The organism is Acetivibrio cellulolyticus CD2, assembly GCF_000179595.2.
GTDB classification, from domain to species: domain Bacteria; phylum Bacillota; class Clostridia; order Acetivibrionales; family Acetivibrionaceae; genus Acetivibrio; species Acetivibrio cellulolyticus.
In genome coordinates, this window is the sequence record NZ_JH556653.1 from 1277567 (window position 1) to 1298040 (window position 20474).

Annotated in this window: 16 protein-coding genes; 1 reads left to right on the forward strand and 15 read right to left on the reverse strand. The window is 36.3% G+C overall.

Translation table 11 applies throughout. The features are described 5' to 3' along the window. Positions 1-2: 2 nt before the first annotated feature. Complete coding sequence (locus tag ACECE_RS0207725) at positions 3-3833, reverse strand: fibronectin type III domain-containing protein (protein WP_010246336.1); 3831 nt, start codon at positions 3831-3833, stop codon at positions 3-5. 52 nt (positions 3834-3885) lie between these two features. Beyond that, on the reverse strand, positions 3886-8772 hold the full coding sequence (locus ACECE_RS0207730) for an S-layer homology domain-containing protein (protein ID WP_010246338.1): 4887 nt from the start codon (positions 8770-8772) through the stop codon (positions 3886-3888). A gap of 412 nt (positions 8773-9184) precedes the next feature. Between ACECE_RS0207730 and ACECE_RS32315 the strand changes: the two genes are divergently transcribed. Next, positions 9185-9274 carry a L,D-transpeptidase family protein gene (locus ACECE_RS32315; RefSeq protein ID WP_407636655.1) on the forward strand — a complete coding sequence of 30 codons (90 nt, stop codon included), beginning with the start codon at positions 9185-9187 and terminating at the stop codon, positions 9272-9274. Between the two features lie 15 nt (positions 9275-9289). Here the strand turns inward: ACECE_RS32315 and atpC are convergent, their stop codons facing one another. From atpC to upp, 13 genes are all read right to left on the reverse strand, one after another. Next, positions 9290-9697: an ATP synthase F1 subunit epsilon gene (gene atpC / locus ACECE_RS0207735; protein ID WP_010246340.1), complete on the reverse strand. Its 408-nt coding sequence runs from the start codon at positions 9695-9697 to the stop codon at positions 9290-9292. Between the two features lie 174 nt (positions 9698-9871). Next, positions 9872-11266: a F0F1 ATP synthase subunit beta gene (gene atpD / locus ACECE_RS0207740; RefSeq protein WP_010246342.1), complete on the reverse strand. Its 1395-nt coding sequence runs from the start codon at positions 11264-11266 to the stop codon at positions 9872-9874. Positions 11267-11308: 42 nt separating this feature from the next. Further along, positions 11309-12196, reverse strand: a complete 888-nt coding sequence (gene atpG, locus ACECE_RS0207745; RefSeq protein WP_010246344.1) for an ATP synthase F1 subunit gamma — start codon at positions 12194-12196, stop codon at positions 11309-11311. A 42-nt stretch (positions 12197-12238) separates the two neighbouring features. Next, entirely contained in the window at positions 12239-13759 is a 1521-nt protein-coding gene (gene atpA, locus ACECE_RS0207750) for a F0F1 ATP synthase subunit alpha (RefSeq protein ID WP_010246345.1), read from the reverse strand. Positions 13760-13847: 88 nt separating this feature from the next. Next, the gene (gene atpH / locus ACECE_RS0207755) at positions 13848-14381 is read right to left on the reverse strand and encodes an ATP synthase F1 subunit delta (protein ID WP_010246347.1); all 534 of its coding nucleotides are present in this window, start codon (positions 14379-14381) and stop codon (positions 13848-13850) included. A 106-nt stretch (positions 14382-14487) separates the two neighbouring features. Further along, positions 14488-14976, reverse strand: a complete 489-nt coding sequence (gene atpF / locus ACECE_RS0207760) for a F0F1 ATP synthase subunit B (protein ID WP_010246349.1) — start codon at positions 14974-14976, stop codon at positions 14488-14490. Between the two features lie 114 nt (positions 14977-15090). Beyond that, a complete protein-coding gene (gene atpE / locus ACECE_RS0207765) occupies positions 15091-15309 on the reverse strand; it encodes an ATP synthase F0 subunit C (RefSeq protein ID WP_010246351.1) in 219 nt (72 codons plus the stop codon). Positions 15310-15322: 13 nt separating this feature from the next. Beyond that, entirely contained in the window at positions 15323-16078 is a 756-nt protein-coding gene (locus ACECE_RS0207770; protein WP_010246354.1) for a F0F1 ATP synthase subunit A, read from the reverse strand. A 12-nt stretch (positions 16079-16090) separates the two neighbouring features. Then, positions 16091-16483: a hypothetical protein gene (locus ACECE_RS0207775; RefSeq protein ID WP_010246356.1), complete on the reverse strand. Its 393-nt coding sequence runs from the start codon at positions 16481-16483 to the stop codon at positions 16091-16093. Positions 16484-16765: 282 nt separating this feature from the next. After that, complete coding sequence (wecB, locus tag ACECE_RS0207780; protein ID WP_010246358.1) at positions 16766-17920, reverse strand: non-hydrolyzing UDP-N-acetylglucosamine 2-epimerase; 1155 nt, start codon at positions 17918-17920, stop codon at positions 16766-16768. A gap of 46 nt (positions 17921-17966) precedes the next feature. Further along, complete coding sequence (locus ACECE_RS0207785; RefSeq protein ID WP_010246360.1) at positions 17967-19091, reverse strand: MraY family glycosyltransferase; 1125 nt, start codon at positions 19089-19091, stop codon at positions 17967-17969. A 210-nt stretch (positions 19092-19301) separates the two neighbouring features. Then, entirely contained in the window at positions 19302-19748 is a 447-nt protein-coding gene (locus tag ACECE_RS0207790) for a deoxycytidylate deaminase (protein WP_010246362.1), read from the reverse strand. An 86-nt stretch (positions 19749-19834) separates the two neighbouring features. Continuing rightward, on the reverse strand, positions 19835-20464 hold the full coding sequence (upp, locus tag ACECE_RS0207795) for a uracil phosphoribosyltransferase (protein ID WP_010246363.1): 630 nt from the start codon (positions 20462-20464) through the stop codon (positions 19835-19837). Between the last annotated feature and the right edge of the window lie 10 nt (positions 20465-20474).

Genomic DNA, 20474 nt, shown 5'->3' on the forward strand with positions numbered 1-20474 from the left:
TTTTAACCAACTTCACCAATGTATACCATAAGTTTTTCTATAAGGTACATAATTTCTCCTCTGCGTACAACTGTATCGGACAAAACATTTTGTCCATCCCTCATAATGGTAAATCCGTTTTGATTAATAAAATTGGATTTCTTCTCGTTGCTTAAAGTTGTACCTGATTTTAGCTCAAACAATTTTACAATCATGGAATATGCCTTAGTCACTGTACAATTCTTGCCTGACGAATAAATGTCATTATAGCTTATTAAGCCTGCTTTATATGCCTCATTCATATAGTCACTTCCATATTGGTAATCTAAAGCATCAAACATTAGTTTGACACAATCCCCCAAAGTAGCATTTAAATCCGGATCAAACATTCTTCCAGTGATACTTTTTATTTCGTGAACAGAAGCTACATTATTGATAACTGTCTCATACTTATGATAATATATATCGTCAAAATAGTCATTACCAAATTCCGCCACTATAGTGTCGCCGGTATTTAAAGTCTCAAAAGTGAGCCTTCCCTCACCGGTATCTCTATTGTATGATGCCCAAGTACTAACCCTTTTCCAAAGAGACATGCCGGAATCATACACAAACCCGGAGGTTTTCCCTTCACTATACCAGTCTTCATCATTATACGCCAATACAAACTGTAACGGCTTTAAAACCTCATCAATTGGGATATTATTGGCACCTTCATAAGCACTTAGTATAAATCTGCCTGTATCTTCCTTGACAGTCATATTCTTTATACCATCTCCACTTACTTGAGAAGGTGAAATAGCTATTTCATAATCCACTCCCGATGTCTTATTAACCAGTGGATTATTTAAATCGGTAGTAAGAATACCAGGGCGCATAATTAACGATATTTTATCAGTTTTAATTATTAAGTTCTCACCAATCGAAGTTAACGCTTTAAAAACCTTATCGGATATTAAAACCCTGACCGTACTGCAAGGTGAAGGCGGAGTTGTCAAATCAATCCTGTAATCAAGCTTATTATCTGTTAACACATACTCTGCAAAACGGTCTGCATTAACACCTGTTATTTTTATATTCCATGTATCCTTTTCTATTTCTGAATCCTTTTCTACAAATTCACCTGTTATAACATCTTCAATATCCTGATCCGAATCGTAGTCATCGCTGCTTCTCTTTGTTCTTACCGTTATACTTTGTGTAGCTTCAGACCTTAATTCCTTAAGTGGATCATACGCATATAGCCTTGCATAATACCGGTGATTGGACAACAATTCTTCAACTGTGAACTCAGAACCTATGCCAACTTCATATTCTGCCGAATCCGTGTAATCAACATCGCTCGCAATTTCAAGTATATATTCAAGGTCATCAACTATCATCCATTCGAAGGTTATACTGTTTTTTGTTATTGCATCATCAGCATTTTTTATTCCAAATCCTTTAGGAGTATCAGGTGGAATATTTGGCAATGTCCTTACAGTATATGAATCGCTCCACTCGGACGTACTACTCACTCCTGCTTCATTTATCGATTCAGCCTGAACCCAAAAATAATATAATGTGTCAGGATTCAGGTCACTTACACGATAATAAATAGATTCTTTCAAATCTTCAGAAGTAACAGTTATTTGGTCTAATGCAGTATCAGGATTATCCTCAAGTCCATATTTCAGATAATAGTTGTACCCAGATACTAAATCCCATCCCACATCAATATAGTTGTCACTTGCGAGGTTATAATTAAAAGATGGCACAACAGGTTTTTCCTCAGGTGGTACAATAACCGGAGTTGTAGTTATAATAATAGGATCCGATGGTTCAGAAGCAAGGTTGGCACTCAACCGAACAGCTCTGACCCATATAACATATATGGTATTAGACTCAAGGTCTGTCAATTGTATATCTATATTGTGTTTCTTTCCATCTGGATTAAAATTCGGGTTTTCGGTTGGATCATTTGCTGTTATAGGGTAGTTTGTTATCTTATTGGGCTGTATTTTTTTCAATTCCTCATAGGACATTCCCTCATAATATTTAATACAACCCACATCCAAAGTAATGCCTGAGTCATAAGCTACTTTTCTATAGTAAACATCATCCACTACCGTAGTATCAGGATCAAAAGGAGGAACATCACTTTCTCTAAGCTTCTCACTCCTTAAATATTGCCATTTGTTAGCTTCAAAGTCATATTTCTCATACCATAGATTCTTAAGCTGTATAGTAACTGTATCTTCCGTAATCAAAACCCCTTTGTCCGCAGACTCCTTAAGTTTCAGAGGAGGCCTTTCCGGTACAACCGGCTGGTCTATAGGGCCGTCAGTAGGTGTTATAATTACCTTTAAAGCTGCGTCTGAATTGTATGTGACATTCTGTAAAATATCATCCACATACTCAATAAACATTTTTTTAGCTACTATTTTAAAATAATAGGTTGAGTTTGGCGTAAGGCCCTTTACTTTATATTTATACCCTATTAGCGTATTGCCGTTTATGATATAGTTTTCACTGCCAACTTTGAAGTCAGACTCTATTTTTTCATCTTCTGGAGGATTGTCCAGCATATCAGGGTCTGTTACAAGCCATATATCATAAGATATGTCACTATCAATATTGCCATCACCGTTTAAGGGAACTCTCCATAATACAGTAGCACTATTTGAGGAAAGTTCTTTATCATAGCTTATTATGGTATCCCCTGCCACCTTTTCAAACAAATTTACTATTTCAGGAGCTGTAGGTCTTGATGCCGCTTCCTGCTCTCCAACAACAATACGGTCTGATTCAATTCTTATTCCGTCATATACACCCTCACCATCTTTTGTCACTATTGCCCTAATTACAAAGTAATACTGATCCCCTCCAGGTGGAAGAGTTACGAAAAAGTTTGTACCATCTACAGCAGCCATATATTGAGCCAAATCGTTTGATCCAATAACTCCCCTATAGATATGGTAAGCAACTTTTATACTACTGTCACTAAGTCCTGTAACAACGGGACTCCATTCTAGTTTCCATATTATCCCACTTTCAGTTGTTGATACTTTAGAAGTTTTAACAAGTATATAACTGCAGGCTGTTACTGTTTCACTATACTGTGTCCTCTTTATTTCATCATCACCTAAATCCGGTTCAATTCTTATGTAATAGACTCTGCCAGCATCTCTGACAGTATGAATATATTCAAGCTTTCCGCTTGTTTCGTTTACAGTAACAGCTTTACCATCTCCTATCTGTGGATCTCCGATATAAATCGGCTGAGTATTTGTAAACGAACCATTTTCCGAAATATAAAGCTTGTAATCTATCCTGCCGCTCGTATCCCATACGTCATCCCACTCAATTTTAATTTGATTCGTTCCATAAGAGTAGGCATTTATGCCCATATCTGTTAACACCTTTACTTTGTTTGATGATACAGACTCAGGGCTTGAATATACAGTACTTTCATTGGAATGTGTGTGATAAGCAGTCATATCCAAATAGTATATTGTTCCTGAATTCAATTCCTTAAGTCTATAAGAGCTAAAACTCCCTGAAATATCGCGTTCCTTTAATATACGCGAAGTTGATGGCTTATAAGACTTTGGCACCTCTTGAAGATATAGATTGAGATACTTGCCAACTATTTGAGTATCTGTATATTCTACATTCCACTTTAAATCAATATAATATTTATCAAACTCGTTGTAACCAATAGCAGGTTCACCCTCTAATTCCGACTCAACTCTCAATTGCGTAGGAGGCATCTGAGGCAGATCAGTATAGGCAAAAACACAAATACCTGTCATATTCTGTACAATTAACGATATTAATATGGTCAAAACCAATACTCTATAAAACCTTTTCATAGTAATTTCTCCTATATAAGTTTCCACAGAATAAATAAAAATTTAACTTTTTCTAAATATCACCTGTAAGCCCAAGTACTTTTACAACTGCACTAGCCAGCTCACCCCTTGTAATAGTTCCGTCGGGTTGAAACCTGCCTTCGTCACTAAGACCAAGTACACCTAAATCTACAGAGATCAATACATCTTTATAGTACATATCATCTACTGCCGTAAGATCTTTAGCATTACTGCTTCTGGTTGGAATAAGACTATTTATACTAACACCTGTTTTTGACGAGTATATTAACATCACTACCTTGGCGGTCTCCTGTCTGCTTATATCTCTAACAACACCACCAAATCCTATCAAACTTTCAAGCCCATACTTTTGAGCTTTTTGGTTTATTGTAAGGCCACCGTTACCCTTATCTAAACCCATTACTTTTTCGTATAGAAGTATTATCTCCTTTACTTTTACATTATCTTCAGGGTAGAATGCACTCATATCCCCAAATACTTCACTTAAGTCATACTTTGAAAGAAGTAACTTAACATCAGGTGTTTGCTTGTAATTATCAGTCAAATCTGATGCAATTTCTTCCTCTAGAAGTATAGTATATTCACCCGTTTTTACAACATTAAATGCCAGGTTATTCTTTGACGTAATGGCACTTTGATTTAGCTTCTGCCATTTAGTGTTATCATCATACCTTACATAAGGAAGTTTTAACCCTACCTCTCCAGTATAGTTAATCTTCGCCAGGATAGGGTAATCAAAATCCTTAATAGACGCACTTTTAACAACTATAGAAGTTATTCCGTTGCCGCCCTCCACCTTATAATATATAAACTTGGAGAGTTCAAGCTCAATGTCATCAATAGAATCCGTTATTATATCCTCAAGCCTGCTTGAATCGATTGATGGTAAAGTGTCAAGAAGTGTGCCCAATTTTTCCTGTACAAGACCTGAACTTTTATTATAAATACGATCATCAATCTGACTCTTTAACTGCTTGTAAGTTATAGATGTACCAATGGTCCTAACTTCCAGTTCATTGATATCAGAAACAGCTTTTAATCCCTTAGGGGTACTTACTTTTGGGCTCTCATTACGACCTATATTCAGCATAAAATATATTTCATTAATATTGCCATGTGCTTTAAGATCCTTGATTTCAGGTCTTAAATCCAAATTAAACGTATTCGGTCTGATACTGTATTCTGCACCGCTTGTCCTAATCAAAAGATTCTTGTTTTCTCTGTCTAAAGTTCTAAATACATCAACAGGTATGTAGATTGTGTCTAGTGATGTGCCTTTAGCATAATAAGATATATCAAGGGTAAAAGGATAATTTCCGCTGTTCTCTATTGCATTTACCACTCTTTCTCCTTTTAAGAGCAGCTTGTTTTCCTCTCCATTTTCAATCCCTATTCTCCAAAATAAAGCATCTTCAAGCTTATTGATTCTATCCATAAATGCAGCCTGCGTCTTGGTGTTATTGTCTTCTTCATCGTAATCATTCTGATTAAAATCTGTTCTAATAAATACCGGGCCTAAATACTTTGAATAGGACACTATTGATAAATCTACAGGATCTATCTTCTTGGCCCTTACCTTTATATAATATTTCGTATTTGCTTTTAAGGGCTGATCCTCAAATGTCCCATCACCCAGCTTTACAGGAATAGTTTTAATTCTGGCATAATAGAATTCATAATCTGTGCCACTGGTTTTAATGTTTTTTTCAGCATAATAAGGTAGAATCTTTCCTTGTGAATTTGTATACTCCTCAAGGTTCGCATCATCAAGTAAAATATAACTGTCATCCGTAAGTGACTTTACTGAGACCTCATATTTATATTGCGAAAGTCCCCTCCACTTAAGCTCAACTTGATGATAAGCATCGCGGGTTTTTAAGTCCTCCTTTTTATATACAAGAGTGTTGCCGTCATCCTTATATACCTTTACATCATAATAAGTACCAGCTTCCAGATTCGTTAACCTTACATAGCTAGTTGAACCAAACTTGACAAAAGTATACTTATTTTTATTAATAAGATTAAATTTCAAGTCTTTTTCGGATTTTATGTACACACTATAATCCTCTGCTAAAGTCTCTGTATCTTCATCATCAAAGAAGAATCCCAATTGTACATCGCTTACAGCTTCCAAATACTCCGGCTGTTCGATAAGCCTTGTAGTTACAGGTATTGAGACCCAAGAACTGTATATCTTATTATTTGCTTTCTTTATGGCTCTTATGCTGAAATAGTACAACTTATTGGGGAAAAGCCATTTATTAAAGGTATATTTGCATTCTTTTGATACTGGATTATATTCAAAATTCTCTGGTAAACTTTCAAGGGATGGATCGAGGATGATATTACCAAAGTTCGCTTTGAAGCTCTGATATATTGCATCGTTACTTCCTTCATATAGCCCTTCATTGGCATCAAGCTTTCTGGATGAACAGATAATATTGTAAAGCACATCAGTTTCATCCCTTGTCCAGCTAAAAGTAACTTTCGTACTAGTAATAATTTGGTTTCCTTCACCGTCTACTGCAATCTTAAAATCTATAGGAGCATAAGGCCGTTTTGATGATTCATCCGGTTCTCCAATTACGCCTTTTACTGTTGTAACAGGCAAAAGTGTAGTATACGCGGATTCCTTCTCCGTCTTTAATCCCCCTGAACGCAACCTTGTTTTTGCAACAAAATAATAAGTTGTGTTTGGTCTTAGTTTAGAACCAAAATTAGTATATGCTGTTGTCCCTTTAGAGAACTCCCTGACTACCAATCTTATTGATGTACTCTGTACGTCATCTGCACCTATAAATGCAATATCCCCATCAGGATTCTCAGTTGTCCCAATAAGCTTGAACGATGTCAAATCCGTTCTGTTACTCATATATATATCATAATACACTTCCTTGGAAACGGTTGTGTCCGATATGTAGTTATTCCAACTTATATCAACCTTATCAAGCTGAAGCTCAATATAATTTGAAACTTCATTTGTGTCACCAACTATTACGTCCGCATCATTAATATTTAATCTTAGGTTTTTCGGTAGGGGTACATCAATTTCTTCCGCTGCTCTTGTTGTAAAGCTTAATATTACTGATTTGTCAGACATATCCTCAGTCTCATTCGTATCTCGGTTAAGATTATTTGTTGTATACATCTGCATATAATAAACCTTGTTTGGAAGCAAAAAACTCGGGTATTTTTCGTCAGGTGTTATATCTTTCGGAACTATAACCGGATTGCCGTCCACGTCCAATCCGTCATAATATGATCCTTTAAAAAGATTAAAGCCCCGAATAGTATACTCCAGATGGTTGCCATTCTCGGTAACTTGCTTTGAAGAGAAATACACCACTCTCCTATATACTAACGGAAAGTAGCCATATACTGTCCCACCAGCCTTAAGCTCAGGATATGGCATTGAGCTATCCTCATTCTCTGTCATGTTCAATAATATGTGATATACAACATCTGCATTCTTATCAGTATTTGCCCTTATTTTATCCCAATTGGCAGGCTTATCCCATGATATGGTAATGTCTGATGACTTTTGAACTACAGAGGTGCCGTTAATTACCACCGTCCTTGTTACCAGCTGTCTGTCAACTATTGTTATGCCAGTTGGAACAGGGGATTTACTTGTATCCTCCGACAGAGTATAGTCCATAGGCATTGATTCAATTCTGTCATTGGTTGTATCAGTCTTAACAACAATCTTGTAGAAAACCTTATTATTTGCTCCTACACCTGATATCAGAGTTAACGCACTTTCAGCTCCAGAAGCAAAAAAGCTGTCATCTATTGTCTTTTTGATACTCCAATCTCCCTTTATAGTCTCATCATCACTACACTGTACCTCATAATACAGTCTTGGAAGATCAAGGCTTCCCTGATTAACCTTATATATTTTTATGTAAACATTGTCTGCTGAGTCTTTAGAAAGTTGAAACCTTAATGGAGTGTATGTATATGGGAATGTATCCATTAGAACACTTCCGTTTAAGTCAGTCGGATCTCCAACTGTTGTCACATATTTGCTAAGTCCAGCATGATTCTGATACGAAAGCTTGATATTCATATAATAAACTGTTCCCGGAAGTATATCCCCATCCGGTAAACCATATTCTTCAACCGCTGGCAAAGCTGTAGACTTATCTTTCCTTCCGATTAATTCCATGCTCAAATAACCATCCATGTCAGGTCCTAATACTTTTGAAGTGAAATCCTGATTTCCTGACACATATGCATTATAACCCTCACTTTCGGAATTAACAATTATAGCCGACTGTGAAGATCCACTGTTTAGTGTAGATAAACTGCTTGATATATTTATTTTGAAATTCAATTTAGATACATCAATACTGGTTCCATAAACATCATTTAGGTTTGCCCTAACAAAATCCAGTGCATCTTCCCCATTTGCATTTGTAAACTGACCTAAATCACCATCCCAAACCTTTGGCATTACCCATTTTAAATTAAGACGCGGCTTATTTCCGATTTCATATCCTCCGCCCTCTATAGGCACCCTTGTTTGATCTACTCTGGACGCATAAAATGAAATTCGCGGAAGATAGTACATTAACCCTTCAGCAATAAGACTTCCGCCGAAATCAACTTCACTATATATCTCAACTTTTATATCATAGATATAATCATTCTGAAGGCTGGAAATAACACATGTATTTTCTGCTACATTTCTTTTGATAGTCTGAACTCCAATATCAGGTGTATGATAGCTCACCAAAAAGGATTTTGCCCCTGAAACCTTATCCCAATGAATAGTAAGAATTCCATTACTAAAACTGTCAGTATAAATATTAACAGGAACAGCAGCAGCCATTACGTATTGTTGAAATAATGGAATAGGCCCCGATAGTATTGCAATTATTAGAACCATGGCAAGCACATTTCTTAATAATTTCATAATAAAACCCCCAAATTGTAAGTCCTATTAAATAAATACGTATGCGATTGGTGTTTAAAAAATTGATTAAAGTAAAGGCATAATGGTTACTTTGCAGCTAATTTTTAAAACGCTCCAGGCCTAATATTATTGTACCAAATTCCAAACCGCTTGTACGTAGGTCAAACATCCCATAGGACTATAGCCTCATACAGGTAAAATCTATTAACAATATATATATTTATCGGCAAAATGAAGTAAAATATTAAATGTCGCACTATAATTTATAAAGGATGGGCTGCAAGTCAAATCAAATATAGCAGAAACCTATGTGAGTATAAGAAATGAAATTCTCAATTCTTTGCAAACAAACGCCGCCTCAGGACACCATTTTAATTAATGTAATGGTATCCATGGCGGCGCAAGACCTGATCTGTCAAAATATTGGACTGCCGGTTGTATTGGCATGTACAACCAGGATGTTGAAGAAATATACAAACTTGTAAGCATCGGACAACAGTAATTACGGGGTAAAGTCCTATTTTCCCTTCCTACCGGCTGCAAGTCTTGCCATAGCTTTTGCCAAGGCTGCCTTAGACTGAATATACTCGGTCTGACTTGCTTTTCTCAATATTCTTTCCTCCGCTCTTTCTTTAGCTGCATTAGCCCTGTTAATATCAATCTCGTCAGGCCATTCTGCAGTATCAACTAAAATAATAGCCTTGTTCTGCTTAACTTCCATAAAACCCTGACTTAATACTGCATCAATCCATTCTCCATCTTTTTTAATTTTAATAGGACCAATATCAATTACTACTACAATAGGCATATGATCCTTCAATATACCCATTTCTCCTGATGGAGTCTTAACAATTACAGTCTCCACATCACCCCAAAAGAATTTTCTATCGGGTGTTAATATCTCAATATAGAATGTTTCTGACATAATAAACCTCCAATATCACCCCTTGACTTTCTCTAACAAAAATACTTAGAGGCATATCTACTCGGTTCTATGATATTTGCTTCGCAAATTCCACAAACTCCAAAAGTCAAGGTGAACGGTTTCCTCCTGGCTGGTCATTCAGCTTTGCTTCAATGCTCGCTATTCAGCCCGGCCCTACTTCATGTTTTTGGCATTTTCGTAAACTTCCTCTATAGTTCCAGTCATATAAAAAGCTGCTTCAGGTATATCATCCATTTTGCCATCTATAATTTCCTTAAAGCCTCTTATTGTATCTTTTATACGGACATATCTCCCTTTATAGCCTGTAAAGGTCTCAGCAACGAAGAAAGGCTGTGAAAGATATCTTTGAATTTTTCTCGCCCTAAATACTGTAAGTTTATCTTCATCCGCAAGCTCTTCCAGACCTAATATTGCTATTATATCCTGTAGTTCCTTGTACCTCTGCAGTATCTCCTGAACTCTTCTGGCAACCTTATAATGTTCTTCTCCAACAACACTTGGATCAAGTACCCTGGAAGTAGAATCCAATGGGTCAACTGCCGGATAAATTCCCTGCTCAACAATCTGTCTGGATAAAACTGTCGTTGCATCAAGGTGGGCAAATGTAGTAGCAGGTGCAGGGTCTGTAAGGTCATCCGCAGGTACATATACCGCCTGAACCGACGTAATTGAACCTTTCCTTGTAGAAGTTATCCTTTCCTGAAGTGCACCCACATCAGTTGCTAGTGTAGGTTGATAACCAACCGCCGAAGGAACCCTTCCAAGTAATGCTGATACTTCTGAACCAGCCTGAACAAATCTGAATATATTATCAATAAACAATAGAACGTCCTGTCCCATTTCATCCCTAAAGTACTCAGCCATTGTAAGGCCTGAAAGTCCAACTCTCATTCTTGATCCTGGCGGTTCATTCATCTGACCAAATACAAGAGCCGTTTTTTCAATAACCCCTGAATCATTCATGTCATTCCACAAGTCATTTCCTTCTCTTGTACGTTCACCAACACCCGTAAATACAGAATAACCACCGTGCTCAGTAGCGATATTTCTAATCAGCTCCATAATAAGAACTGTCTTACCAACTCCTGCTCCACCAAAAAGACCTATCTTACCACCCTTAGCATATGGTGCAAGAAGATCGACTACTTTTATTCCGGTCTCAAGAATTTCGGTTGCAGGCTTTAAATCCTCTAATACCGGCGCCGGTCTATGAATAGGAAGACGTTTCTCTGTCTTTACTTCTCCCATATTATCAACCGGGTCACCTAAAACATTAAATAATCTTCCGAGTACCTCTTTGCCTACAGGAACCATTATAGGATTACCTGTATCTATAGCATCCATTCCCCTCATTAGGCCATCGGAAGCAGCCATTGAAATACACCTTACTGTGTCATTTCCAACATACTGTATAACTTCAGCTACTACTTTTTTACCCTCTACTTCAATTTCTATGGCATTATAAATTTTCGGAAGTGATCCTCTTTCAAATCTTACATCTAAAACAGGACCAATTACCTGAATAATTTTACCTTTATTCTGTACCATATTCCCACTCCGTTTCAGCTTATTCATTCCACTAATAGGCATTTATTTTAAAGCTTCAGCCCCACCGACTATTTCAGATATTTCTTGAGTAATTTTTGACTGCCTTGCCCTATTATAACTTAAGCTAAGTTTTCCTAAAATATCGTCGGCATTAGTTGTTGCACTATCCATTGCTGTCATCCTTGCACTCTGCTCACTTGTGAATGCTTCAACAAAAGCCCCGTATATTACACCCTTGACATATTTTCCAACCAGGATATCCAATACCTCTTGAGGAGATGGGTCATAAACAATGACATCATCTACCCTTTCTTCGGGATTTTCAGTTATCTTCATATCCATTTTGAGTTCATGAAGTTCCAATGGAAGCAATTTGATAACCTTAGGCTCTATTGATATCGTTGAGTGCATATTTGTGAATGCTAAATACATCTCATCAAAAACACCCTCAGCAAATAAATCCAAAACAAGTTCTGATATTTCCCTTGCCCTGTAAATAGTCGGATTCTGCACAGGGTAATCAAACTCCATGTATACATTGTATTTATTCTTTGTAAAGTGATATTTTCCTACATTACCTGCAACAAATAAAAGTGCCTCATGATCTCCCTTGAGATGCTCCTCCACCAGCTTTATCATATTGTGATTATAGCCGCCGGCAAGTCCCTTGTCTCCAGTTATAACTATATAGGCCTTTTTCTTGCCTTCTTTTTCATCTCTTAAGTCAAAAAACTTATTTTCAATTTCTCCACTATGCATAAGTATATCTACCATAGTAGCCCTAACCTTCTCAAAAAAAGGCAAAGCGTGGTCAAGCTGTTTTCTGGCCTTCTTTAGCTTTGCTGCAGAAATCAACTTCATGGCCTTTGTAATCTGTTTTGTATCTTTTATACCCTTAATTCTGAGCTTAATCTCATTTATTTGAGCCAAATCTCATCACCAGCTTAAAATTTATTATTCTTCCACAATGGATTACTTATTTTCTACATTATATTTGCTTTTAAAATCATCTATTGCAGCTTTTAAGCTATTCTCAGCCGCTTCATCCAAGTTTCCAGTATTACGTATTGAGTCAAGAATTCCAACATGTTTCTCTTTAACATATTTCAGGAGTTCTTGGTTAAAATCCCTTACCTTCTTTATAGGTAAATCCATAAGGTACTTGTTGGTTGCACAATACAATATAACTACCTGCTCTTCAACAGGCAAAGTTTTATGCAGAGACTGCTTCAAAGTTTCTACAAGTCTCTCCCCCTGAAGCAGCTTATCTCTTGTTGCCTTATCAAGATCTGATCCAAATTGGGAGAACACCACCAATTCCCTATACTGAGCAAGGTTAATTCTTATAGAACCTGCAACCTTCTTCATTGCCTTTATTTGCGCAGCACCACCAACTCTGGATACCGACAAACCTACATTAACAGCAGGTCTTTGGCCTGAATGGAATAATTGAGATTCAAGATAAATCTGTCCATCAGTAATGGATATTACATTTGTAGGGATGTATGCAGATACGTCTCCTGCCTGTGTTTCAATTATAGGAAGTGCTGTTATGGAACCTCCCCCAAGGCTGTCACTCAGTTTTGCTGACCTCTCCAAAAGCCTTGAATGCAAATAAAATACATCTCCCGGGAAAGCTTCACGTCCTGGAGGTCTTCTCAAAAGAAGCGACATCGCTCTGTAAGCAACAGCATGCTTAGAAAGATCATCATATACAATCAAAACGTCCTTTTTATGGTTATACATAAACTCCTCAGCAACAGCGCAGCCTGCATATGGTGCTATATATTGAACTGTCGACATATCACTTGCAGTTGAAGAAACCACTACAGTGTAATCCATGGCTCCAAATTCCTGAAGGGTGTTTATTATTCCTACAACAGTAGATGCCTTCTGCCCAACAGAAACATAAACGCATATAACATCTTTTCCCTTTTGGTTAATGATAGCATCTATAGCTATAGCAGTTTTTCCTGTTTGCCTGTCGCCGATTATCAACTCTCTTTGTCCTCTTCCAATAGGCACCATAGCATCGATTGCCATAATTCCTGTTTGGAGGGGAGTATTTACGCTCTTTCTGTCAATAACCCCCGGTGCTGGTCTCTCGATTGGTCTGAATTGATTACTTGAAATCGGACCTTTTCCATCTATTGGTTTACCGAGTGGATTTATAACTCTTCCTATCAATTCCATACCAACCGGTACTTCAACAGGTTTACCCGTTCTTCTTACCTGTGTTCCTTCCTTTACCTCCAAACCTTCACCAAAGAGAACACTTCCTATATTGTCTTCTTCAAGGTTCATTGCCATACCGTAAACTCCGCTTTCAAACTCCAAAAGTTCACCGTACATACAATTTTTCAGACCATATATTCTTGCTATACCGTCTCCTGCACTCAATACAAAGCCAACGTCATCTACCTTTTCTTTATTTCCATAGCTTTCTATCTGTTGTTTAATTATCGAACTTACCTCTTCAGGCCTAAGAATCATATATATCACCTCTCTATAAAGCTGAAAATCAATTAAATTTCTATGTTAAGGAATATCTGAATACTACTTCGGATAGGCATTAAACGCTCTATTCTTGAATTAACAAGCTTTTAAGACCATCCAGTCTGGTTTTCAATGAAAAGTCCTCTACCCTGTCTTCAATCTGTACTTTTATACCGCCAATCAAGGATTCATCTATTTGAAGATCAGTATTTACACGGTCTTTCTTATATATCATTTTATATTTTTCTATTATTTTATCAACCTGCAACTCATCCAATTTAACTGCAGAGATTATTTTCAAATTCAATACATCTCTTCTTTCATCAGCAAACCTTTTATACTCGCTGAAAATACCTCTTATTTGCTTGATTCTCCCTTTATCGATTAATAACATAATTAACTTTAAAATGTTAGGATCAATACCTTCTAACATATCCATCAATAGCTTTTTTTTATCACCAACCTGAATCTGAGGGTTTTCCAAAAAAGCGCTCAAATCTGAGTTATTATTAATCAGATTTATTAAAGTATCAAAATCATTCAATACTTTATCAGTACTGCCATCTTTTTGAGTTATCTCAATCAATGCCTCAGCATATCTGCTTTCTACTAATGGCATTATAATACTTCCTTTCATAAGGTATCGTTAAATAAAAAATTAGTCTTTGCATTTTATAAATCTTAATTTAAGGCATCACATCTATAAGTCTTATTGAACTACATTCCTATGCAATGCCCTTTTTAGTAACAACTTCATCAACAAGTTTCTTGTTGGCTTCAGTATTCATGTTGGCTTCCATAACCTTTGAAGCAGCTTCAAGAGCAAGACTAACAATTTCATTTCTCATTGCTTTTATCATTTCATTTCTTTCACGCTCAATCTCTGCTTCTGCTTTCTCTCTTAAGACTTCTGCATCAGCTTTGGCCTTCTTTATTATCTCATCATACTTATCTTGTGCATCAAGCTTTGCATCATTTATTATTTTGCTAGCGTCTGCATGTGCGGTCTCAAGCTTCCTTTCATAAGCAAGCTTAAGATCAGCTGCTTCCTCATTACTTTTTTGAGAGCCTTCCAACTGCTCCTTTATTAAATTTGCCCTATTTTCCATAAATTCAGTAATAGGCTTAAAAAGAAACTTCTTTAAAATCAAATAAAGAACTAATAAATTTATAATTGCCCATATAAAATCTGGAACACCAAATAGTAAATCCATAAAAGTCCCTTTCCAACGGCAAACTAGATTTTTATACTCCATCTATGAAGAGGGATACCAAACACCAGTATCCCCTTCAAAATCATAATGGAATAAAAAGTTTCTTACCGTTTATTATTTTAACAGTACTAACAATAATGCGATAACGAATCCATAAATAGCAGTTGCTTCTGCCAAAGCTGCACCCAACAGTAAAACTGTTTGTATCTTTGATGATGCTTCTGGTTGTCTTGCTACCGCTTCAGCCGCTTTTCCAGTTGCCAAACTAATACCAATTCCTGCTCCAAGACCTGTTAAAACTGCAATACCCGCTCCTATAGCCATTAAATTCATTATCTTCACCTCCTTATTCAATTGCCTCAGCAATATAGAGTGATGTTAGGAAAACAAAAACATACGCCTGTAAAATTCCATCAAATATATCAAAATATATACTGAGTACACCTGGTAAAAGTATTGGTATAGCAATATAAAGCAATTCCATTACTATTGCAGCACCCAATATATTTCCAAATTGTCGGAAGCACAACGATATTGGTCTTATAAAATAGTCAAGGATTTTAAATGGAAGCATAACAGGTACAGGCTCAATAAAGCTTTTGAGCCAACCGGATACCTTCTTGACCTTTATGCCAGCTACCAGTACAACTACCATTGACATAACTGCAAAAGCCAAGGTAACACTTGCATTCTTTGTTGGTGGCAGCAGGTTAAAGTCTGGTAAGCTTTTTAATGCTTCAATATGAGTTAAATGATATAACTCTTCACCACTTGGAATTACATTAAATATAGATATTGTATTTGAAATTACAAGGAACAACAAAACTGTGCCAATATATGGAGCAAACATCTTCCAATGATGACCTATAGTGTCCTTTGCAAAGTTGTTTACAAACTCTACTATTACCTCAACAACATTTTGTTTTCCATGAGGAACCAGTTTAAGATTCCTTGTAAAAACTATTGAAAATACAATAAGAAACGCCATTATAAGCCATGTTACTATAACAGACTGTGGAATCTGAATCGTTTGACCAAACAAATGAATGTCAATATTATGACTTTTTATTAACTCAAGTATTTCTTCTCCAATGCCTTCCATGTTTACACCCTCTTATTGAAACTTATTATGGGATATATGCAAAGCCTCAGTTATGCTGTTAACCATGATTACTGCCGGTATAAGCAATACACCTGTTAAAACTCCTGCAAAAAACCACATATTAAATTTTATTGATACTGCAATCAATACTAACGTTGCCATTTGTGCCAACATAAATTTTACTAATGTCCTGGCAGCTACAAAGCTTTTGTTATCTATACTAATCAAACTTGTTATAAAATTTGATGTATATAAGAACTTAAGTATTCCAAAAATCGTCCCGCAAATTAAGCCTATAGCTATTAACCATCTTTGATCAAGAAATATTAAATTAATTATTAACAAAACTATAAAAAATATTAAAACTCTTTTTATTAAAAACTTCTGTAAAGCATTATCAGCCAATGCTATTCATCCTTTTTTGTATTTCGGGAGCATAGCCCCTTCACTTTTGCCTCTTTCATTCCACATATAGCAAAATAAACAATATTATTTAGGTGTCTCCAACTTGCTATTACCTAAAAAATTTAATAAAAAAACCGACACAGCTCTAATACAAGCTTTTTCGGCAACATCGTTATTTTTTAAACAATGAAATCATATTAACACACGTTATGATATTATTCAACATAAAATGTACTAAAAAAATCTCATATAACTAATATATTTTTCGGCAAATTTCTATATTTACTTTATAAGAAATTCTAAAGGTTTTTCCTCCGTTAACCCAAATTCATAAAGAAGTGCTTTGGCAATTCTCGAAGACGCAAATCCATCACCATATGGATTAACCGCTTTGGCCATTTCCTGATACTCCTTATTGCTACTAAGAAGTTCACAGGACAAATCTATTATCTTGTCCTTATCCGTGCCAGCAAGTTTAACAGTACCTGCTTCTACAGCCTCCGGTCTCTCGGTCTCGTTTCTAAGGACAAGTACTGGTTTGCCCAGAGATGGAGCTTCCTCCTGCAATCCGCCTGAATCAGTCATTACAAGGTAGGATCTATCCATAAGATTGTGCATATCCTGTACATCCAACGGATCAATCAAGTGAATACGGCTATGCCCTCCCATAATCTCTCTTGCAACGGACTGCACTGCAGGGTTCAGATGAACGGGATATACTATCTTCACATCTTCAAAAGTATCTGCAACGTGCTTTAAAGCCTGGCAGATATTTTTTAATGGCTCACCAAGGTTTTCTCTTCTGTGAGCTGTAACAGTTATAACCCTACTTCCTGAAAAATCAATAGCCCTCAAATCACTGTTTTGGAAAACATAACCTTCCCTTACAGTAGTTTTAATAGCGTCAATTACAGTGTTTCCTGTTATATAAATCTTATTAGCATTAACATTCTCTTTTAACAAATTGTTTTTATTAGTCATAGTAGGTGCAAAATGAATATCTGTCAAAACACCTGTCAGCTTCCTGTTTATTTCTTCAGGATAGGGGAAATATTTGTCGTTTGTCCTGAGTCCTGCCTCAACATGGCCCACGCTGATCTTGTTATAAAAGGCCGCAAGACTTCCTATAAATGTTGTTGTTGTATCTCCATGTACAAGAACTATGTCTGGCTTAGCTTTTCCAAAAACTCTGTTTAAGCCCTCCAGTCCCCTTGTAGTTATGTCTATCAGTGTCTGCCTGTCCTTCATTATATCCAAATCATAATCAGCAGTTATATCAAATATTTCAAGAACCTGATCGAGCATTTGTCTATGCTGTGCGGTAACACATACTGTTGTATCAATCTGGTCATATTTTTTTAATTCCTTAACTAAAGGTGCCATTTTTATTGCCTCCGGTCTAGTGCCGAAAACAACCATTGCTTTCAATCTGTCCAAAATAATCCTCCCTAAAACATAATAGTGCTCCATATAATGTTAAACACTATTTTTTCGCTTTTTGTATTGATAAACTTGGTATATTCTCTTCCTCAACTTTATTTTCGATATCAGGAGCATCATTAATTTCGCTCATGTACCTTGAACCTGCAATAACAAATATTGATAGAGCAATTATAAGTACAACTGCACTTAAAGCTCCCTTATCAGCTAACACAATAGCAACAAGGCCCAAAGCTCCGCTTACAGCATACATGGTTACGACCGACTGCCTCTGACTAAATCCCATGTCTATAAGGCGGTGATGCAAATGCCCTCTATCTGCAGCCATAATAGGCTTTCTTTGAATAAGTCTCCTTAGGATAGCAAAAGTAGTATCAAATAAAGGCAGTCCAAGAACCAATATCGGAATAACTATAGATATTGCTGCATAGGTTTTCATCATTCCCTGAATAGAAATGACACCTAGTGTAAAACCTAAAAACGTAGAACCTGTATCACCCATAAATATTTTTGCTGGATTAAAGTTATATGGTAGAAAACCAAGGGTTGCTCCTGCAAGAATCGCAATAATCATAGCAGTTTGTACTTCTCCATACAAAATTGCAATAAACATAAGTGACAAATATGAAATAGAGGATACCCCAGCCGCTAGACCATCAAGTCCATCAATAAAATTGATAGCATTAGTAATCCCTACAATCCAGAATATTGTAAGCGGATATGCAATAAAATCACTAATCACCGAAGTACCAGTTGATGAAAACGGGTTTGTTATAATTGATATCTTGTCACCTGATATCCAAACTACTGCTATAGCCGCTAATATCTGAAATACAAACTTAATTTTAGGACCTAATTGTTTGATATCATCAACAATACCCATTCCTACAATGATAAAAACACCCACAAGCATTCCTAATAATTGTTGGTTTGGCGTAATTCCTATAACACCTATAAAAGTACTAATCAATCCAAACATTAGAGTCATAATAAACCCTGAAAAGATTGCCAATCCTCCCAATCTAGCAATGGGCTTTTTGTGCATCCTTCTCTCATCTTTTGGAACATCGACAGCTCCAATATAAAATGCCACTTTTTTTGCAATTGGAGTTGCAACAAATGAAACTATAAAAGCAAGGGCAAAAGATATAAAATATTCAAAAAACACAAGAACACCTTCTTTTCTAACATTAATCTTTTGTAAAATAATAAATAAAACCCTGCTCAAATAAACGTGCCTGAAACTATATTGCTATGCTACTAAAATTATTATTCTCCCAATCAAATGTATCTCCTTAACATATACATACTAAATTAGCAAAAATTCACATTATCGTATATCAGAGATAAATTTCGCATACTAGTTTTATTTATAATACTATTCTACATCAAACTTTACAACTCTTATTCCTGCCTCTTTTAGTAATTCTAAGGCAAGATTATCGGGATACTCTCCCTTAAACACAATTTTCTTAATTCCTGCATTAATTGCCATCTTAGCACATAATACACAGGGCTGATTTGTAACATATAGTGTTCCGTCTTTTACACTTGTTCCTGAATAAGCAGCCTGCACAATAGCATTCTGCTCTGCATGTATGGCTCTGCAAAGTTCATGTCTTTCCCCTGAAGGCACATTCATTTTTTCCCTTAAGCAGCCTATTTCATCACAATGCTTGCATCCCATAGGAGCGCCATTATATCCAGTCGCAAGTATACGCTTGTCTTTCGCAATCAGTGCTCCTACCTGACGCCTTTTACAAGTTGACCTGCTTTTAATAAGATCAACTATTTCCATAAAGTACTGATCCCAAGATGGTCTCACAAACTTCCCCCCTGTGTGAACAAAATACACTAAAATATATTTCGTACATTTCTATCAGAAACTTAACGCAAAAACACCCAAAACAATTATTTAGTACCAAAAAGCCTGTCCCCGGCATCACCTAAACCAGGTATTATATATCCATGGTCATTCAACTTGTCATCAACTGCAGCACAATATATGATAACATCAGGATGATCTTTGTTTATTCTGTCAATACCGTCCTTTGAAGCTATGAGACACATCAACTTAATACTGCTAACCCCTTTATCCTTTATGTATTTTATAGCAGCTGACGCGGAACCACCTGTTGCAAGCATAGGGTCTACTACCACTATCTCTCTCTCAGATACGTCATCCGGCAATTTACAATAATACTCTACAGGTCCGAGAGTTTCGGGATCTCTATAAAGTCCAATATGTCCAACTTTAGCCATAGGTAATAACTTTAACATCCCATCAACCATACCAAGGCCTGCTCTTAATACAGGAACTATACCAAGTTTTTTGCCTGATATAATGTTAGTTTTAGCAACTCCAACCGGAGTTTCTATTTCAACTTCTTTTAAAGGCATATTTCTTGTTACTTCATATCCCATCAGCATTGATATTTCTAGTACTAATTCCCTGAATTCCTTCGTCTGAGTATTCTTGTCCCTTAAAAGCGAAATCTTATGTTGTATTAAAGGATGATCAAGTACAAAAACATTCTTCATGTGCTATTTC